Consider the following 16,079-nt stretch of genomic DNA (forward strand, 5'->3'; position numbering starts at 1 on the left):
TTCGGTCTGAACCGCACGATCGTTTACCATAGTGACGTCATTTTTTAACAGGATGGTATTACTGGTGTCTGACTCTGCCGCTCGCCCGACTTTTTTATTTCATGACTACGAAACCTTTGGCACGCACCCGGCGCTGGACCGACCGGCGCAGTTTGCCGCCATTCGTACCGACGACGAATTCAACATTATTGGCGAGCCTGAGGTCTTTTACTGCAAACCGGCTGATGACTACCTGCCGCAGCCCGGGGCGGTCATGGTCACCGGGATCACGCCTCAGGAAGCGCGCGAGAAAGGCGTTAACGAGGCAGAATTCGCCCGACGCATCCACGATCTGTTTACCGTCCCCAATACCTGCGTGGTCGGTTACAACAACATCCGCTTCGATGACGAAGTGACGCGCAACATCTTTTATCGCAACTTCTACGATCCCTATGCCTGGAGCTGGCAGAACCGCAATTCACGCTGGGATTTGCTCGACATCATGCGCGCCTGTTATGCCCTGCGTCCTGAGGGCATTAACTGGCCTGAAAATGAGGAAGGGCTGACCAGCTTCCGGCTGGAACACCTGACGCGCGCCAACGGCATCGAGCACAGCAATGCCCACGACGCGATGGCGGACGTCTATGCCACCATTGCCATGGCGAAACTGGTGAAAAACGCGCAGCCCCGGCTGTTTGAGTATCTGCTGAGCCACCGCAGCAAGCAGAAGCTCATGACCCTTATCGACGTGCCGCAGATGAAACCCCTGGTGCATATTTCCGGCATGTTTGGCGCCTGGCGCGGTAATACCAGCTGGGTTGCCCCGCTGGCCTGGCATCCGGACAATCGTAATGCGGTCATCATGGTGGATTTAGCCGGCGATATTTCGCCGCTGCTCGAGCTCGACAGCGACAGCCTGCGCGAACGGCTTTACACCCCGAAAAATGAGCTCGGCGATCTGCCTGCGGTGCCGGTCAAACTGGTGCATATCAATAAATGTCCGGTACTCGCGCAGGCGAATACGCTGCGCCCGGAAGATGCGGACAGACTGGGCATTAACCGGCAGCACTGCCTCGATAACCTGAAAGTGCTGCGCGAAAACCCGCAGGTGCGCGAGAAAGTGGTTGCTATCTTTGCCGAGGCGGAGCCGTTCGTGCCGTCTGAAAACGTGGATGCCCAGCTCTACAACGGCTTCTTCAGCGATGCCGACCGCGCGGCGATGAATATCGTTCTGCAAACCGAGCCGCGTAACTTACCGGCGCTGGATATTACTTTCGCCGATAAACGCATCGAAAAGCTGATGTTTAACTACCGCGCGCGTAACTTCCCCGGCACGCTGGACGAGGCAGAGCAGGATCGCTGGCTGCAGCATCGTCGCAATGTCTTTACCCAGGAGTTTCTTAACAGCTATGCCCAGGAGCTGGAAATGCTTTATGGCCAGTATGAAGGAAATGCTGAGAAACAGGCGCTGTTGAAATCCCTGTTCCAGTACGCTCAAGAGATTGTCTGAGCGAGGGGTATAAAAAAAGCCGGAGGCGATGTCTCCGGCTTTTTTTTGCCCGCTGGCACAGGCCTACGGGTGTGTCGTTTTGTAGGCCGGGCAAGCGCTAGCGCCACCCGGCGAGTCATTACGCGACGTCTTCGTACTGTGGAACCGGGTTACGGAAGCTCTTCGTGACGCAGGCCAGGTAAATCAGGCCGATACCCGCCCAAATCAGGCCAAGCACCATAGAGCTCTCTTCCAGGTTAACCCACAGCGCGCCCACGGTCAGGGCACCGCACATCGGCAGGAACAGATACTGGAAGTGATCTTTCAGCGTCTTGTTACGCTTTTCACGGATCCAGAACTGAGAGATAACCGACAGGTTAACAAAGGTGAACGCCACCAGCGCACCGAAGTTAATCAGCGCCGTTGCCATCACCAGGTCAAAGTTAATCGCCAGCAGCGCAATGGCACCGACCAGGATGATGTTCATCGCCGGGGTACGCCAGGTTGGATGCACGTAGCCGAAGAAGCTTTTCGGGAATACGCCATCGCGGCCCATCACGTACATCAGACGCGCAACGCCTGCATGCGCGGCCATACCGGACGCCAGTACGGTAATAGTGGAGAAGATCAGCGCGCCAACCTGGAACGCTTTACCCGCCACATAGAGCATGATTTCCGGCTGAGATGCATCCGGATCCTTGAAGCGGGAGATATCCGGGAAGTACAGCTGCAGGAAATAGGTCGAGAAAATAAAGATCAGACCACCAATCAGCGCTGTCAGGAAGATTGCACGAGGGATCACGCGCTCTGCATCTTTCGTTTCTTCAGACAGGTTGCTGATGCCGTCAAAACCGGTAAAGGAGAAGCACAGAATGGTTGCCCCGGTAATCATCGGGATCACATGGGCATCACCAGACCAGAACGGCTTGCTGCTCGCCAGAGTGCCGGCACCTTCACCGTGGAACACACCGTAAATCACCATGCCAAGAATAACGGCAATCAGGACAACCTGAAGGACGACGATCACGGAGTTAAAGTTGGCAACGGACTTAATGCTGCGCAGGTTAAAGGCAGTCATAAAGGCCACCAGCGCCACGACGAACATCCAGGATGGAATCGACGGCACCAGCGCTTCAAAATAAATTTTTGCCAGCAGAATGTTGATCATCGGCGCGAACAGATAGTCGAGCAGCGAAGACCAGCCCACCATAAAGCCAACTGTCGGGCTGATGGATTTCTGGGCATAGGTGTAGGCGGAACCGGCAGACGGATAGCGACGCACCAGTTTACCGTAGCTCAGCGCGGTAAAGAGGATCGCAATCAGCGCGAAGCCATAAGCCGTCGGCACATGACCGTCTGTGAGGCCTGATACGATACCGAATGTATCGAACAGCGTCATCGGTTGCATATAGGCAAGGCCCATCATAACAACCGGAATCAACGTAAGCGTTTTACGTAATTCCACGCGAGAGGTGTTTGGAGTTGCGTTATGCGACATAGTTATTCTCCTTTACGGTGATAACCGCCACGTAAGCGAAAAAGTGCCCCATTTCTTTCTTCCTCAGCGACAACAACTGTCGGATTTTAGTAAATATCTATCCGGTACGAAGCCCGGCCTCTTGGTTTTTAGTTTCGTTTCGTACATGCAAAAAAAAATAACCGACGCCTTTTATATCGTCGATTATTCATTTGGTTGCAGCGGCCGCATTTTGCCCCACATCGGATACAAAAGGCAATACTTTGCAAAGCATGGGACAATTTTCTTTTTACTAACTGGCTGATTTCTGGACGCCGGGCTGAGAGTAAACGGCGGCGATAGCACTATTTGCTAAAATCTCGTCTCGCCACCAGGCGCTTGCAAGCCCGGCAGTTTGTTCATTCCAGCCTACCCACACCGATTCATTACTGCTTTGAGCAAGTACCTGTTTTTCAACAAGCGCGCCGCTGTCAATAAACCGCTGCGCCAGATAGCGAGGTAAATAGCCGCAGCCCAGGCCGCTTATTTGCAGTTCCAGCTTGGTTTTAAAGTCGAAAACGGTAATAGCTTCCTGCTCATCAAGCAGCTGCGAGGAGACCGAGCATTCCGGACGAGAGCTGTCCCCGACCACGATGGCGCGGTAGCCTTTAATCACGCGACGGTTAAGCGGCTCGGGTTCCTGAGCCAGCGGGTGATGGGGCGCCACGGCAAATACCTGCTCGAGCACGCCCAGCCGGGCAAAACCAAAATCACTCAGCTGGGGAGGCTCATGGAGTGCACCGACGAAAATGTCCGCCCTGCCCTGCGTTAAGGCATCCCAGGAGCCACCCAGCACACCGTTGATAAAGATAAGCCGGGTCACGCTGTGGTGTTGATAGAAGGCTTCAATCAGCGGCGTCAGGAGAGAAAACGGAAAGGTATCATCCACGCCAATAACCAGCTCGTTTTCCCAACCCTGATGGAGTTTTACGGCCTGTTTTTCGAGCTCACGAACGGTATGGAGGACTTCACGGCCTTTTTCCAGCAGCATCTGTCCGGTACGGGTGAAACGTGCGCGGTGTCCGGAGCGATCGAGGATCTGGATATTGAGGTCGCTTTCCAGTTTTTGAACGGTATAGCTCAGCGCAGATGGGGTTTTGTAGAGCTTTGCTGACGCAGCGGCAAAGCTCCCCTCTTTTTCCAGAGCATCCAGAATAATAAGAACATCCAGCAGCGGTTTCATGCTCGCCCCCTTCTGGTGCGCGATCGTCTCCGCTGCGGGTCTTATTCCATTGGCATCACCAGCGGATCGGGATACTGATACTCAAACCCCAGCTCATGACAAATGCGATTGCCATCAACAATTTTGCCTTTACTGTCATCCTTTGCCTCACCGAAAACCGGCGCCGCCAGGCCCAGCTGACGTGCCATTAGCGGGTAAAACGTGCTGCGCGCCGGATGAGAAGGTGCACATATATTATAGATGTGTCCACCTTTCGGAGCCTGTAAGAGTAGCTCAATCGCGCCTACAACATCGTCAAGATGCACAAGATTGACGACATGCTGGCCGTCTGGCGCAGACTTACCGGCAAAAAAGCGTCCCGGATGGCGGCCTGGACCCACCAGCCCCGCCAGACGTACAATATCGACCTGCGTGCCGGGAAGATTATGCAGCCAGTCTTCCAGCTCTTTCAGAACCTGACCGCTCGCCGTCACTGGACGGCGCTCGGAACTCTCTTTCACCACGCCCTCAACTTCGCCATACACCGACGTCGAGCTGGTAAAAATGATACGCGGAACATGGTGCGCCAGCGCGCTGTCGACGATCTCCTGCATCGCCTGCAGATAAAACGACTCGCCCGGGCCACTGCGCCGCGCGGGGAGCGTGATCACCAGCGCATCGACGTTCATCAGCGTGTCCAGATCGTCAGCATCACACACCAGCTCCGGTTCAAGGCGCAGTTCAACGCCGTCAATACCGCACATGCGCGCTGCCTCTACCCCATCCGCCGTGGTTTTGCTCCCGGTCACCTGCCAGCCTTTCGCGGCTAATGACATCGCCAGCGGCATTCCCAGCCATCCTAAACCGACAATCGCGACCTTTTTCATGCGAATTCTCCTGACTCTCACTCGTCTTTTATCAGGCTACGCCAGCCCGGCAGAACACACAATTCATAGCATCAATATGAAATGAATTAATGATCAAAAAAAGCCCTTGCAATATGTCGTACAACTGGTTTAGGTTAAAAGACATCAAATGAATAAGCATTCATCGAGAATTTATATGACACGCGTTCAATTTAAACACCACCATCATCACCATCATCCTGACTAGTCTTTCAGGCGATGTGTGCTGGAAGACGTTTGGATCTTCCAGTGGTGCATGAACGCATGAAAAAGCCCCCGGAAGATCTTCTTCCGGGGGCTTTTTTTTGGACCGAATTCAGACAGGTTAAAACAGGTTAACGAGGAATAAAGAATGTTAGATAACTCACGCTTACGCATAGCTATTCAAAAATCAGGCCGTTTGAGCGACGATTCACGCGAACTGCTGGCCCGCTGCGGGATTAAAATTAACCTGCACACCCAGCGCCTGATTGCTCTGGCTGAAAACATGCCCATCGACATTCTGCGCGTTCGTGATGACGATATTCCCGGCCTGGTCATGGATGGCGTCGTTGACCTCGGCATTATCGGGGAAAACGTGCTGGAAGAAGAGCTGCTGACCCGCCGCGCGCAGGGCGAAGATCCGCGTTACTTCACACTGCGTCGTCTGGACTTCGGCGGCTGCCGCCTGTCCCTGGCTACGCCGGTTGACGAAGCGTGGGAAGGCCCGGCCGCGCTGAACGGCAAACGTATTGCCACCTCTTACCCTCACCTGTTAAAGCGTTATCTCGACCAGAAAGGCGTGCAGTTTAAATCCTGCCTGCTGAACGGCTCCGTTGAAGTGGCGCCGCGTGCGGGTCTGGCGGACGCCATCTGTGACCTCGTCTCTACCGGCGCGACGCTGGAAGCCAACGGTCTGCGCGAAGTGGAAGTGATCTACCGCTCTAAAGCGTGCCTGATTCAGCGCGACGGCGAGATGGCCGATGCCAAGCAGCAGCTGATCGACAAGCTGCTGACCCGTATTCAGGGCGTGATTCAGGCGCGTGAGTCTAAATACATCATGATGCACGCCCCAACCGAGCGTCTGGATGAAGTGATTGCCCTCCTGCCGGGCGCTGAGCGCCCAACCATCCTGCCGCTGGCGGGCGATCAGCAGCGCGTGGCGATGCACATGGTGAGCAGCGAAACCCTGTTCTGGGAAACCATGGAAAAACTGAAAGCGCTGGGCGCAAGCTCCATCCTGGTGCTGCCTATTGAGAAGATGATGGAGTAATGGCCATGAGCTTTAACACAATCATCGACTGGAATAACTGTAGCGACGCACAGAAGCGCGAGCTGCTGATGCGCCCGGCGATTTCCGCCTCAGAAAGCATCTCACGCACCGTGGCGGAGATCCTGGATAACGTCAAAGCCCGCGGCGATGACGCGCTGCGTGAATACAGCGCAAAGTTTGATAAGACGGAAGTCGGCGCATTAAAGGTTACCGAGCAGGAAATCATTGATGCCAGCAATCGTCTGGGTGACGACATCAAACAGGCGATGGCCGTCGCGGTGAAAAACATTGATACCTTCCACACAGCGCAAAAGCTGCAGACCGTGGATGTTGAAACCCTGCCCGGCGTGCGATGCCAGCAGGTCACGCGCCCGGTTGCGTCAGTCGGCCTCTATATTCCCGGCGGCTCTGCCCCGCTGTTCTCCACCGTACTGATGCTGGCGACTCCCGCGCGGATTGCCGGGTGTCAGAAAGTGGTGCTGTGCTCGCCGCCACCGATTGCCGACGAGATCCTCTACGCGGCGAAGCTGTGCGGCGTGCAGGCGGTCTATAAAGTGGGCGGCGCGCAGGCGATTTCGGCCCTGGCGTTCGGCACGGAATCCATTCCGAAGGTCGACAAAATTTTTGGTCCGGGCAATGCGTATGTGACCGAAGCCAAGCGCCAGGTCAGCCAGCGTCTGGACGGCGCGGCCATCGATATGCCTGCCGGTCCGTCTGAGGTGCTGGTGATTGCTGACAGCGGCGCAACGCCGGACTTCGTCGCCTCCGACCTGCTTTCTCAGGCGGAACACGGCCCGGACTCGCAGGTCATCCTGCTGACGCCGGATGCCGATATGGCGAAACGCGTGGGCGAAGCCGTGGAGCGTCAGCTTGCCGACCTGCCCCGCGCCGACACGGCACGCCAGGCGTTAGCGGCCAGCCGCCTGATTGTGGCGCGCGATCTGGACCAGTGCATTGCCATTTCTAACCAGTACGGCCCGGAGCACCTGATTATTCAGACCCGCAACGCGCGCGATCTGGTTGACAGCATTACCAGCGCGGGCTCGGTGTTCCTCGGCGACTGGTCACCGGAGTCCGCGGGCGATTACGCCTCCGGCACCAACCACGTGCTGCCCACGTATGGCTACACCTCTACCTGTTCGAGCCTTGGCCTGGCGGATTTCCAGAAACGCATGACCGTGCAGGAGCTCTCCCGCGAAGGTTTTGCGTCACTGGCGTCTACTATTGAAACCCTGGCCGCCGCCGAGCGGCTGACCGCCCACAAAAATGCCGTTACGCTGCGCGTTGCAGCCCTGAAGGAGCAAGCATGAACATTGAAGAATTAGCCCGCGAAAATGTCCGTCGCCTGACGCCTTATCAGTCCGCGCGTCGTCTCGGAGGCAAAGGAGATGTCTGGCTGAACGCCAACGAATTCCCGACGGCGGTGCAGTTTGAGCTGTCGCAGCAAACGCTGAACCGCTATCCGGAGTGTCAGCCGAAGGCCGTGATTGAAAACTACGCGCACTATGCGGGAGTGAAGCCGGAGCAGGTGCTGGTCAGCCGCGGCGCTGATGAGGGCATTGAACTACTGATCCGCGCCTTCTGCGAACCGGGCAAAGACGCGATGATGTACTGCCAACCGACCTACGGCATGTACAGCGTCAGCGCGGAAACCTTCGGCGTAGCGTGCCGCAACGTGCAGGCGCTGGAGAACTGGCAGCTGGATCTGCAGGGCATTGCCGACAATCTCGATGGCGTAAAAGTTGTCTTTGTCTGTAGCCCGAACAACCCGACCGGACAGATTATCAACCCGCAGGATATTCGCACCCTGCTGGAGATGACGCGCGGTAAAGCGCTGGTGGTTGCCGACGAAGCCTACATCGAGTTCTGCCCGCAGGCGACGCTGGCTGGCTGGCTGGAAGAATATCCGCACCTGGTGGTGCTGCGTACGCTGTCAAAAGCCTTTGCCCTCGCGGGCCTGCGCTGCGGATTCACCCTGGCGAATAAAGAGGTCATCGACCTGCTGCTGAAAGTGATCGCCCCGTACCCGCTCTCAACGCCGGTTGCCGATATTGCGGCACAGGCGCTGACGCCACAGGGGATCAACGCGATGCGCGAGCGCGTGGCGCAAATCCTGGAGGAACGTCAGTATCTGGTGACCGCCCTGAAGGATATCCCTTGCGTGGAGCAGGTATTCGACTCGGAAACTAACTACATCCTGGTGCGCTTCACCGCATCGAGTGCCGTATTTAAATCTTTATGGGATCAGGGCATTATCTTACGAGACCAGAATAAACAACCTTCTCTGAGCGGGTGCCTGCGCATTACCGTAGGCACCCGTGCAGAGAGCCAGCGCGTGATTGACGCCCTGAAAGCGGAGAAAGTATGACCCAGAAGATCCTTTTCATCGATCGTGACGGCACCCTTATTTCGGAGCCACCAGCCGATTTTCAGGTCGACCGATTCGACAAGCTGGCTTTTGAACCGGACGTGATCCCGGTGCTGCTCAAGCTTCAAAAAGCAGGCTTTAAGCTGGTGATGATCACCAACCAGGACGGTCTGGGTACCGACAGCTTCCCGCAGGCGGACTTTGACGGCCCGCATAATCTGATGATGCAGGTGCTGACCTCTCAGGGCGTGGTATTTGATGAAGTGCTGATTTGCCCGCACATGCCGGCCGACGAGTGCGACTGCCGTAAGCCAAAGGTGAAGCTGGTAGAGCGCTATCTGGCTGAAGATGCGCTGGATAAAACCAACAGCTATGTTATCGGCGATCGCATCACCGATATTACGCTGGCGGAAAACATGGGCATCGCGGGGCTGCGCTACGACCGTAACAACCTTAACTGGGCGAAGATTGGCGAGCAGCTGACAAAACGCGACCGCTATTCCCACGTTGAGCGCAACACCAAAGAGACGCAGATTGATGTGAAGGTCTGGCTGGACCGTGAAGGCGGCAGCAAGATCCACACCGGCGTCGGTTTCTTCGATCACATGCTGGACCAGATTGCCACCCACGGCGGTTTCCGCATGGAAATTACGGTAAAAGGCGATCTCTATATAGACGATCACCACACCGTAGAAGATACCGGCCTGGCGCTGGGTGAAGCCCTGAAGCTGGCGCTCGGCGACAAGCGCGGCATTAACCGTTTCGGCTTTGTCCTGCCGATGGATGAGTGTCTGGCGCGCTGCGCGATGGACATCTCCGGTCGTCCGCACCTGGAGTATAAAGCCGATTTCACCTACCAGCGCGTGGGCGATCTGAGCACCGAAATGGTGGAGCACTTCTTCCGCTCACTGTCCTACACCATGGGCCTGACGCTGCACCTGAAGACCAAGGGCAAGAATGACCACCACCGCGTGGAGAGCCTCTTCAAAGCCTTTGGCCGTACCCTTCGTCAGGCAATTCGCGTAGAAGGTGACGCCCTGCCTTCATCGAAAGGAGTGCTGTAATGAATGTGGTCATTCTGGATACCGGATGCGCCAACCTGAACTCCGTGAAATCGGCGATTGCGCGCCACGGCTATGAGCCGGCGGTGAGCCGTGACCCGGACGTGGTGCTGCGCGCCGACAAACTCTTTTTACCGGGCGTGGGCACCGCGCAGGCGGCGATGGATCAGATTCGCGAACGCGAGCTGGTCGACCTGATCAAAGCCTGTACCCAACCGGTACTGGGCATTTGTCTGGGCATGCAGATCCTGGGCCGCCGCAGCGAAGAGAGCAACGGCGTTGACCTGCTGGGCATTATTGACGAAGACGTGCCGAAAATGTCCGATCGCGGCCTGCCTCTGCCGCATATGGGCTGGAACCGCGTCTACGCCAAAGCGGGCGACAGGCTGTTTCGCGGCATCGAAGACGGCGCGTATTTTTACTTCGTGCACAGCTACGCCATGCCGGTGAACGTAAATACGATCGCCCAGTGCACCTACGGTGAGGCGTTCACGGCGGCCGTACAGAAAGACAATTTCTTCGGCGTGCAGTTTCACCCGGAGCGCTCTGGCGCCGCGGGTGCGCAGCTGCTGAAAAACTTCCTGGAGATGTGATGATTATTCCCGCTTTAGATTTAATTGACGGCACGGTTGTCCGTCTGCATCAGGGCGATTACGGCCAGCAGCGCGACTACGGAAATGACCCGCTGCCGCGTCTGCAGGATTATGCCGCCCAGGGTGCGCAGGTACTGCATCTGGTGGATTTAACGGGCGCGAAAGACCCGGCGAAACGCCAGATCCCGCTGCTTAAACAACTTGTTGCGGGTGTTGATGTGCCCGTCCAGGTCGGCGGCGGCGTGCGTACGGAAGATGACGTTGCGGCACTGCTGGACGCTGGCGTGGCCCGCGTGGTGGTGGGTTCAACCGCCGTGAAAGATCCTGAGACCGTGAAAGGCTGGTTCCGCCGCTTTGGTGCAGATGCCCTGGTCCTGGCGCTGGACGTGCGTATTGATGAACAGGGTAATAAGCAGGTGGCCGTTAGCGGCTGGCAGGAAAACTCCGGCGTGACGCTGGAAGAGCTGGTCGATATCTATCTTCCCGTTGGTCTGAAGCACGTGTTGTGCACGGACATCTCCCGGGACGGAACGCTCGCGGGCTCCAACGTCTCGCTGTATGAAGAGGTCTGCGCGCGTTATCCGCAGGTAGCGTTCCAGTCTTCTGGCGGTATCGGTAATATAGAGGACGTGGCCGCGCTGCGCGGTACCGGTGTTCAGGGTGTGATTGTGGGCCGGGCCCTGCTGGAAGGTAAATTTACTGTGACGGAGGCGATTCAATGCTGGCAAAACGGATAATCCCTTGCCTGGACGTACGCGATGGTCAGGTCGTGAAAGGCGTGCAGTTCCGCAACCACGAGATCATTGGCGACATCGTCCCGCTGGCAAAACGCTATGCCGATGAAGGCGCCGACGAGCTGGTTTTTTATGATATTACCGCTTCAAGCGATGGCCGCGTGGTCGACAAAAGCTGGGTGGCACGCGTGGCGGAAGTGATCGACATTCCATTCTGCGTGGCGGGCGGGATTAAGTCCGCTGACGACGCCGCCAAAATTCTCTCCTTTGGCGCCGATAAGATTTCTATCAACTCCCCTGCCCTGGCCGACCCGGAGCTTATTACCCGCCTTGCAGATCGTTTTGGCGTGCAGTGTATTGTGGTTGGGATCGACACTTGGTATGACGCCGCAACGGGCAAGTACCACGTGAACCAGTACACCGGGGATGAAAGCCGCACGCGCGTGACGCAGTGGGAAGCGCTCGACTGGGTGCAGGAAGTGCAGAAGCGTGGCGCGGGCGAGATTGTCCTCAACATGATGAACCAGGACGGCGTGCGTAACGGGTATGACCTCGAGCAGCTGAAAAAAGTCCGTGCGGTCTGCCACGTTCCGCTGATTGCCTCCGGCGGCGCGGGCACCATGGAACACTTCCTTGAAGCCTTCCGCGATGCGAACGTGGACGGCGCGCTGGCCGCGTCCGTGTTCCACAAACAGATTATTAATATTGGTGAGTTAAAAACGTACCTGGCCGGCCAGGGCGTGGAGATCAGGGTATGTTAACAGAGCAACAACAGGCGCAGCTGGACTGGGAAAAAACGGACGGATTACTGCCGGTGGTTGTCCAGCATGCCGTCTCAGGCGAAGTGCTGATGCTGGGATATATGAACCAGGACGCGCTGGCGAAAACGATCGACAGCGGTAAAGTGACCTTTTACTCGCGCACGAAACAGCGCCTGTGGACCAAAGGGGAAACCTCGGGTCATTTCCTGAACGTGGTCAGCATGGCGCCTGACTGCGACAACGACAGTCTGCTGGTGCTGGCAAACCCAATCGGCCCAACCTGCCATAAGGGCACCAGCAGTTGCTTCGGCGAGGCGAGCCACCAGTGGTTGTTCCTGTATCAACTGGAACAGCTGCTGGCAGAGCGTAAAACGGCGGATCCTGAAAGTTCCTACACCGCGAAGCTGTACGCCAGCGGAACCAAGCGTATTGCACAGAAGGTGGGTGAAGAAGGCGTTGAAACCGCGCTGGCCGCGACCGTGCATGACCGCGAGGAGCTGACGAATGAAGCGTCTGATTTGATGTATCACCTACTGGTTCTGCTGCAGGATCAGGAGCTGGATTTGACGGCGGTGATTGAGAATCTTCGAAAGCGTCATAAATAAAAAAACCGGGGATTTCCCCCGGTTTTTTAAATCTGCAAATCAGGCTTTTGGCTTATAGTTGCGTAATGCGTTACGCCCCAATACCACACCAGAACCAATCATTCCGCCCAGCAGCACGGCAAGGATCAGAACAATGGCTTTTTTCGGGCTATCGCGACGAACGGGCAGATCCGGCTTCATGACGTAACGGTAGACGTGGATAGTGTCCGGGTTTACGTTCAGATTTTGAATGTCCAGCAAGTTTTGCCGGGTCTGATAGTAAGCCGTAGAAAAGACCAGCGGACGAGAGGCTTCGTTTTGAATCATCGACTTCAGCCCCTCGCTTCCCAGCAGGAACATCGTCTCCTGAGTTACATCCTGGGTTTGCTGGAGCTGCGGCGAGGAGATTTTCGCCGCTTCAGCATTTTTCAGCGCCTCAACGATCTGTTTGATACGCAGATCTTTCTGCTCCTGAGCGACCTTCTCCTGGTTTACCAGGGAATCGTTCAGGGTTTTAACCTGCTCCTTAATATTGTCCTTAAGGTCAAGGGCAAGTTCTTTTGCCGTTTGCTCATCAACTTGCTGAATGTACTGCGCTAACTGCTTTTGAGCCGCTTCTGCAGATGTACTGGTGTAGGAGACGCTTAACGGCAGCGTTTGCCCTTTCACAGCAGGCTCAATAGTCAGTTTTTCTGGATCTTCCTGATTATCCAGCGCCTGCGATAACGCCGAGAAAGAGGAGTTGAAACGGCCAATCGCACGCGTTTGAATATCCAGCATTGAAGGGGCAGCACTGCCATAGAGAATGTTCAATGCGTTTGAATAGGTCGCTATTTGGGCAGCATCAGGCTGGGCAATAATTGCACTTGAGGTCCACTTCTCTTTCGCAACAGACAGATAACCAATAGCCAGGGCAATAAAAACAACAACAAACGTTGCTATCATCCACTTCCCACGCCACAGCTGTACCACTAAATCGAGTAAATCAATTTGCTCAGGCTCATTGCTTCGGCTGACCTGGCTATTGTTGTTTTGCGTCATACAATCCCTAACTGATGAAAAATGGGAAACATAATTATGTTCGTATAGTTTATCTATTGCTGTGGATTTTTCTATAAGAATCCGATGAGTTATATCGGAAAGATGCGTTATGTAACTCGCCCCCCTTCGCGCTATCATAGACACCATGTGATGCGTTATCGCATCTGCAAGAATCTGGGTTTATGAGGGAAGATATGAAATTTCTGGTAACGGGCACAGCTGGTTTTATCGGTTCGAATGTCAGTAAACGCCTACTTGAGGCCGGTCATCAGGTTGTCGGTATTGATAACCTGAATGACTACTACGATGTCAATTTGAAGCTGGCGCGTCTGGAACGGCTACAGTCTGAGCGTTTCACCTTCCACAAGATGGAATTAGCTGACCGGGAAGGGATGGCAGCGCTTTTCGCCGATGAGAAGTTTGATCGGGTCATTCATCTGGCCGCACAGGCAGGCGTACGTTACTCCCTGGAAAATCCGCACGCGTATGCGGATGCGAACTTAATTGGTCATCTTAACGTGCTGGAAGGGTGCCGCCACAACAGCGTTCAACATTTGCTGTATGCTTCATCCAGCTCCGTATATGGCCTCAACCGCAAAATGCCCTTCTCCACTGACGATTCCGTGGATCACCCGGTTTCACTTTATGCCGCGACCAAAAAAGCCAATGAGCTTATGTCGCACACCTATTCGCATCTCTACAACCTGCCGACCACCGGGTTGCGCTTCTTTACCGTATACGGTCCGTGGGGACGCCCGGACATGGCGCTGTTTAAATTTACTAAGGCGATGATTGAAGGCAAAAGCATCGATGTCTATAACTACGGTAAGATGAAGCGCGATTTCACCTACATCGATGATATTGCTGAAGCGATTATTCTCCTGCAGGATGTCATCCCGCAGCCTGACGCAGGCTGGACCGTTGAGACCGGCTCCCCGGCAACCAGCTCAGCACCTTACCGCGTTTACAACATCGGTAATAGCTCGCCAGTTGAACTGATGGATTACATCACCGCGCTGGAAGACGCGCTGGGCAAGAAAGCCGAGAAAAATATGCTGCCACTCCAGCCGGGCGACGTACTGGAAACCAGCGCCGACACGAAAGCGCTCTATGAGGTGATCGGTTTTAAACCGCAAACCTCAGTCAAAGACGGCGTGAAGAACTTCGTTGACTGGTACCGCGAGTTTTACAAAGTCTGAAAATAAAAAACCCGGCAAATCAGCCGGGTTTTTTCATCATGAAAGAGATTTAGTCGCTACCGAAGAGATCGCGGGTATAGACTTTGTCTGCGACGTCAGCCAGCTCTTCCGCCATGCGGTTCGAGATAATGACATCCGCTTCTTTTTTGAAGGCATCCAGATCGCGGATCACACGGGAATTGAAGAACTGATCTTCCTGCATGGCAGGCTCATAGATAATGACCTCAACGCCTTTCGCCTTGATGCGCTTCATAATCCCCTGAATGGAAGAGGCGCGGAAATTATCGGAACCGCTCTTCATGATCAGACGGTACACGCCCACCACTTTCGGCTGGCGCGCAAGGATGGAATCGGAGATGAAATCTTTACGCGTACGGTTAGCGTCAACAATCGCCGATATCAGGTTATTCGGCACGGCCTGGTAGTTTGCCAGCAGCTGCTTGGTATCTTTTGGCAGGCAATAACCACCGTAGCCAAATGACGGGTTGTTATAGTGGTTGCCAATACGCGGGTCGAGGCAAACCCCTTCAATAATTTGGCGGGTGTTCAGCCCAAGACTTTCTGCATAGCTGTCGAGCTCATTGAAGTACGCGACTCGCATTGCCAGATAGGTGTTTGCGAAAAGCTTAATCGCCTCCGCTTCGGTGGAGTCCGTGAACAGCACCGGAATATCTTTCTTCACTGCGCCTTCCTGAAGCAGCGCGGCGAAACGTTCAGCACGCTCAGAGCGTTCGCCAATAACGATACGGGAAGGATGCAGGTTATCGTAAAGCGCTCTCCCCTCACGCAGGAACTCTGGCGAGAAGAAGATATTATCAATACCAAACTTTTCTTTGATGGATTTGGTAAAGCCGACAGGAATGGTCGATTTAATAACCATCACCGCATCAGGATTAATCGCAATAACATCTTTGATAACCGCTTCTACGGTTGAGGTGTTGAAATAGTTGGTTTTTGGATCGTAGTCAGTAGGCGTCGCAATGATGACGTAATCCGCATCGCGGTATGCATCTTCTTTATCTGTCGTGGCGCGGAAATTCAGCGGTTTATTGCTGAGATAGTCCTGGATTTCTTTGTCGACAATCGGCGATTTCTTCTGATTGAGCATATCCACTTTGGCCTGTACGATATCCAGCGCAACCACTTCATGGTTCTGAGCAATCAGAATGCCGTTAGAAAGACCGACATACCCTGTTCCGGAAATTGTTATTTTCATTGATTTAACTTCTTTAGATTAAGTGTCCGGGAGCGACTATCGCCCCACCGCAATAGGCAACTTTTGAGGTTTTTACCTCGTGTGGAGAGTTAATGTCAAGGCGTATAAACGACCGGAAAAATTAAATATTGCAGTATTTTATACTGCTTTTAAATCTGCAGGATGGTTCAGGCAAGGTAGCGTGCGGACATCGTGGCTGGAAAAAAACTGAGCGAGAGA

17 protein-coding genes and 1 other annotated feature are annotated in these 16,079 nt (G+C 54.9%); of the genes, 11 read left to right on the forward strand and 6 right to left on the reverse strand.

Annotation, left to right across the window (positions count from 1 at the left end; genetic code table 11):
- Positions 1-52: 52 nt before the first annotated feature.
- Positions 53-1,489 (forward strand): exodeoxyribonuclease I, encoded by a 1,437-nt coding sequence (gene sbcB / locus WM95_RS15710; RefSeq protein ID WP_369880866.1) that lies wholly within the window; start codon positions 53-55, stop codon positions 1,487-1,489.
- A gap of 118 nt (positions 1,490-1,607) precedes the next feature.
- Here sbcB and plaP read toward each other — a convergent pair whose 3' ends face one another.
- The 4 genes from plaP to WM95_RS15725 form a co-directional block, all read right to left on the reverse strand.
- Entirely contained in the window at positions 1,608-2,966 is a 1,359-nt protein-coding gene (gene plaP / locus WM95_RS15715; RefSeq protein ID WP_023312362.1) for a putrescine/proton symporter PlaP, read from the reverse strand.
- Positions 2,956-3,018: a membrane protein YoeI gene (yoeI, locus tag WM95_RS27890; protein WP_103791507.1), complete on the reverse strand. Its 63-nt coding sequence runs from the start codon at positions 3,016-3,018 to the stop codon at positions 2,956-2,958. The genes plaP and yoeI overlap by 11 nt, the downstream gene beginning before the upstream one ends.
- A 219-nt stretch (positions 3,019-3,237) precedes the next feature.
- Entirely contained in the window at positions 3,238-4,167 is a 930-nt protein-coding gene (locus WM95_RS15720) for a LysR substrate-binding domain-containing protein (RefSeq protein WP_063409318.1), read from the reverse strand.
- Positions 4,168-4,208: 41 nt separating this feature from the next.
- Entirely contained in the window at positions 4,209-5,033 is an 825-nt protein-coding gene (locus WM95_RS15725) for an SDR family oxidoreductase (RefSeq protein ID WP_023312364.1), read from the reverse strand.
- A gap of 175 nt (positions 5,034-5,208) precedes the next feature.
- Here WM95_RS15725 and hisL point away from each other — a divergent pair, with 175 nt between their 5' ends.
- The 9 genes from hisL to hisIE all read left to right on the forward strand — a co-directional run bounded on the left by hisL (position 5,209) and on the right by hisIE (position 12,425).
- Entirely contained in the window at positions 5,209-5,259 is a 51-nt protein-coding gene (gene hisL, locus WM95_RS27220; RefSeq protein WP_001364200.1) for a his operon leader peptide, read from the forward strand.
- Positions 5,235-5,358, forward strand: a sequence feature (His leader region). (Overlaps the previous gene by 25 nt.)
- Positions 5,359-5,403: 45 nt before the next feature.
- On the forward strand, positions 5,404-6,303 hold the full coding sequence (hisG, locus tag WM95_RS15730) for an ATP phosphoribosyltransferase (protein WP_063151869.1): 900 nt from the start codon (positions 5,404-5,406) through the stop codon (positions 6,301-6,303).
- A gap of 5 nt (positions 6,304-6,308) precedes the next feature.
- Entirely contained in the window at positions 6,309-7,613 is a 1,305-nt protein-coding gene (gene hisD, locus WM95_RS15735; protein WP_063409326.1) for a histidinol dehydrogenase, read from the forward strand.
- A complete protein-coding gene (hisC, locus tag WM95_RS15740) occupies positions 7,610-8,671 on the forward strand; it encodes a histidinol-phosphate transaminase (RefSeq protein ID WP_063409317.1) in 1,062 nt (353 codons plus the stop codon). Before hisD ends, hisC begins: the two co-directional genes overlap by 4 nt.
- Positions 8,668-9,735, forward strand: a complete 1,068-nt coding sequence (gene hisB, locus WM95_RS15745) for a bifunctional histidinol-phosphatase/imidazoleglycerol-phosphate dehydratase HisB (protein ID WP_032636078.1) — start codon at positions 8,668-8,670, stop codon at positions 9,733-9,735. The genes hisC and hisB overlap by 4 nt, the downstream gene beginning before the upstream one ends.
- Positions 9,735-10,325 (forward strand): imidazole glycerol phosphate synthase subunit HisH, encoded by a 591-nt coding sequence (gene hisH, locus WM95_RS15750; protein ID WP_063409316.1) that lies wholly within the window; start codon positions 9,735-9,737, stop codon positions 10,323-10,325. The genes hisB and hisH overlap by 1 nt, the downstream gene beginning before the upstream one ends.
- Positions 10,325-11,062 carry a 1-(5-phosphoribosyl)-5-[(5-phosphoribosylamino)methylideneamino]imidazole-4-carboxamide isomerase gene (hisA, locus tag WM95_RS15755; RefSeq protein ID WP_063409315.1) on the forward strand — a complete coding sequence of 246 codons (738 nt, stop codon included), beginning with the start codon at positions 10,325-10,327 and terminating at the stop codon, positions 11,060-11,062. The genes hisH and hisA overlap by 1 nt, the downstream gene beginning before the upstream one ends.
- The gene (hisF, locus tag WM95_RS15760) at positions 11,044-11,820 is read left to right on the forward strand and encodes an imidazole glycerol phosphate synthase subunit HisF (RefSeq protein WP_063409314.1); all 777 of its coding nucleotides are present in this window, start codon (positions 11,044-11,046) and stop codon (positions 11,818-11,820) included. Before hisA ends, hisF begins: the two co-directional genes overlap by 19 nt.
- Entirely contained in the window at positions 11,814-12,425 is a 612-nt protein-coding gene (hisIE, locus tag WM95_RS15765) for a bifunctional phosphoribosyl-AMP cyclohydrolase/phosphoribosyl-ATP diphosphatase HisIE (protein WP_063409313.1), read from the forward strand. The genes hisF and hisIE overlap by 7 nt, the downstream gene beginning before the upstream one ends.
- 39 nt (positions 12,426-12,464) lie before the next feature.
- Here hisIE and wzzB read toward each other — a convergent pair whose 3' ends face one another.
- Positions 12,465-13,445 (reverse strand): LPS O-antigen chain length determinant protein WzzB, encoded by a 981-nt coding sequence (wzzB, locus tag WM95_RS15770; protein WP_063409312.1) that lies wholly within the window; start codon positions 13,443-13,445, stop codon positions 12,465-12,467.
- Positions 13,446-13,639: 194 nt separating this feature from the next.
- Between wzzB and WM95_RS15775 the strand changes: the two genes are divergently transcribed.
- Positions 13,640-14,644 carry an NAD-dependent epimerase gene (locus WM95_RS15775; RefSeq protein ID WP_063409311.1) on the forward strand — a complete coding sequence of 335 codons (1,005 nt, stop codon included), beginning with the start codon at positions 13,640-13,642 and terminating at the stop codon, positions 14,642-14,644.
- A 49-nt stretch (positions 14,645-14,693) separates the two neighbouring features.
- On the opposite strand, the gene ugd is transcribed toward WM95_RS15775, so the two are convergent.
- Positions 14,694-15,860, reverse strand: a complete 1,167-nt coding sequence (gene ugd, locus WM95_RS15780; protein WP_063409310.1) for a UDP-glucose 6-dehydrogenase — start codon at positions 15,858-15,860, stop codon at positions 14,694-14,696.
- Positions 15,861-16,079: the final 219 nt, after the last annotated feature.

It is taken from the genome of Enterobacter cloacae complex sp. ECNIH7, assembly GCF_002208095.1.
GTDB classification, from domain to species: domain Bacteria; phylum Pseudomonadota; class Gammaproteobacteria; order Enterobacterales; family Enterobacteriaceae; genus Enterobacter; species Enterobacter cloacae_M.

Bases quoted from the DNA above. Each gene is read 5' to 3' on its own strand.
- plaP (WP_023312362.1), bottom strand. From the start codon at position 2,966: ATGTCGCATAACGCAACTCCAAACACCTCTCGCGTGGAATTACGTAAA.
- hisD (WP_063409326.1), top strand. From the start codon at position 6,309: ATGAGCTTTAACACAATCATCGACTGGAATAACTGTAGCGACGCACAG.
- sbcB (WP_369880866.1), top strand. From the start codon at position 53: ATGGTATTACTGGTGTCTGACTCTGCCGCTCGCCCGACTTTTTTATTT.
- hisIE (WP_063409313.1), top strand. From the start codon at position 11,814: ATGTTAACAGAGCAACAACAGGCGCAGCTGGACTGGGAAAAAACGGAC.
- hisG (WP_063151869.1), top strand. From the start codon at position 5,404: ATGTTAGATAACTCACGCTTACGCATAGCTATTCAAAAATCAGGCCGT.
- hisC (WP_063409317.1), top strand. From the start codon at position 7,610: ATGAACATTGAAGAATTAGCCCGCGAAAATGTCCGTCGCCTGACGCCT.
- hisF (WP_063409314.1), top strand. From the start codon at position 11,044: ATGCTGGCAAAACGGATAATCCCTTGCCTGGACGTACGCGATGGTCAG.
- hisA (WP_063409315.1), top strand. From the start codon at position 10,325: ATGATTATTCCCGCTTTAGATTTAATTGACGGCACGGTTGTCCGTCTG.
- hisH (WP_063409316.1), top strand. From the start codon at position 9,735: ATGAATGTGGTCATTCTGGATACCGGATGCGCCAACCTGAACTCCGTG.
- WM95_RS15775 (WP_063409311.1), top strand. From the start codon at position 13,640: ATGAAATTTCTGGTAACGGGCACAGCTGGTTTTATCGGTTCGAATGTC.
- WM95_RS15720 (WP_063409318.1), bottom strand. From the start codon at position 4,167: ATGAAACCGCTGCTGGATGTTCTTATTATTCTGGATGCTCTGGAAAAA.
- wzzB (WP_063409312.1), bottom strand. From the start codon at position 13,445: ATGACGCAAAACAACAATAGCCAGGTCAGCCGAAGCAATGAGCCTGAG.
- WM95_RS15725 (WP_023312364.1), bottom strand. From the start codon at position 5,033: ATGAAAAAGGTCGCGATTGTCGGTTTAGGATGGCTGGGAATGCCGCTG.
- hisB (WP_032636078.1), top strand. From the start codon at position 8,668: ATGACCCAGAAGATCCTTTTCATCGATCGTGACGGCACCCTTATTTCG.
- ugd (WP_063409310.1), bottom strand. From the start codon at position 15,860: ATGAAAATAACAATTTCCGGAACAGGGTATGTCGGTCTTTCTAACGGC.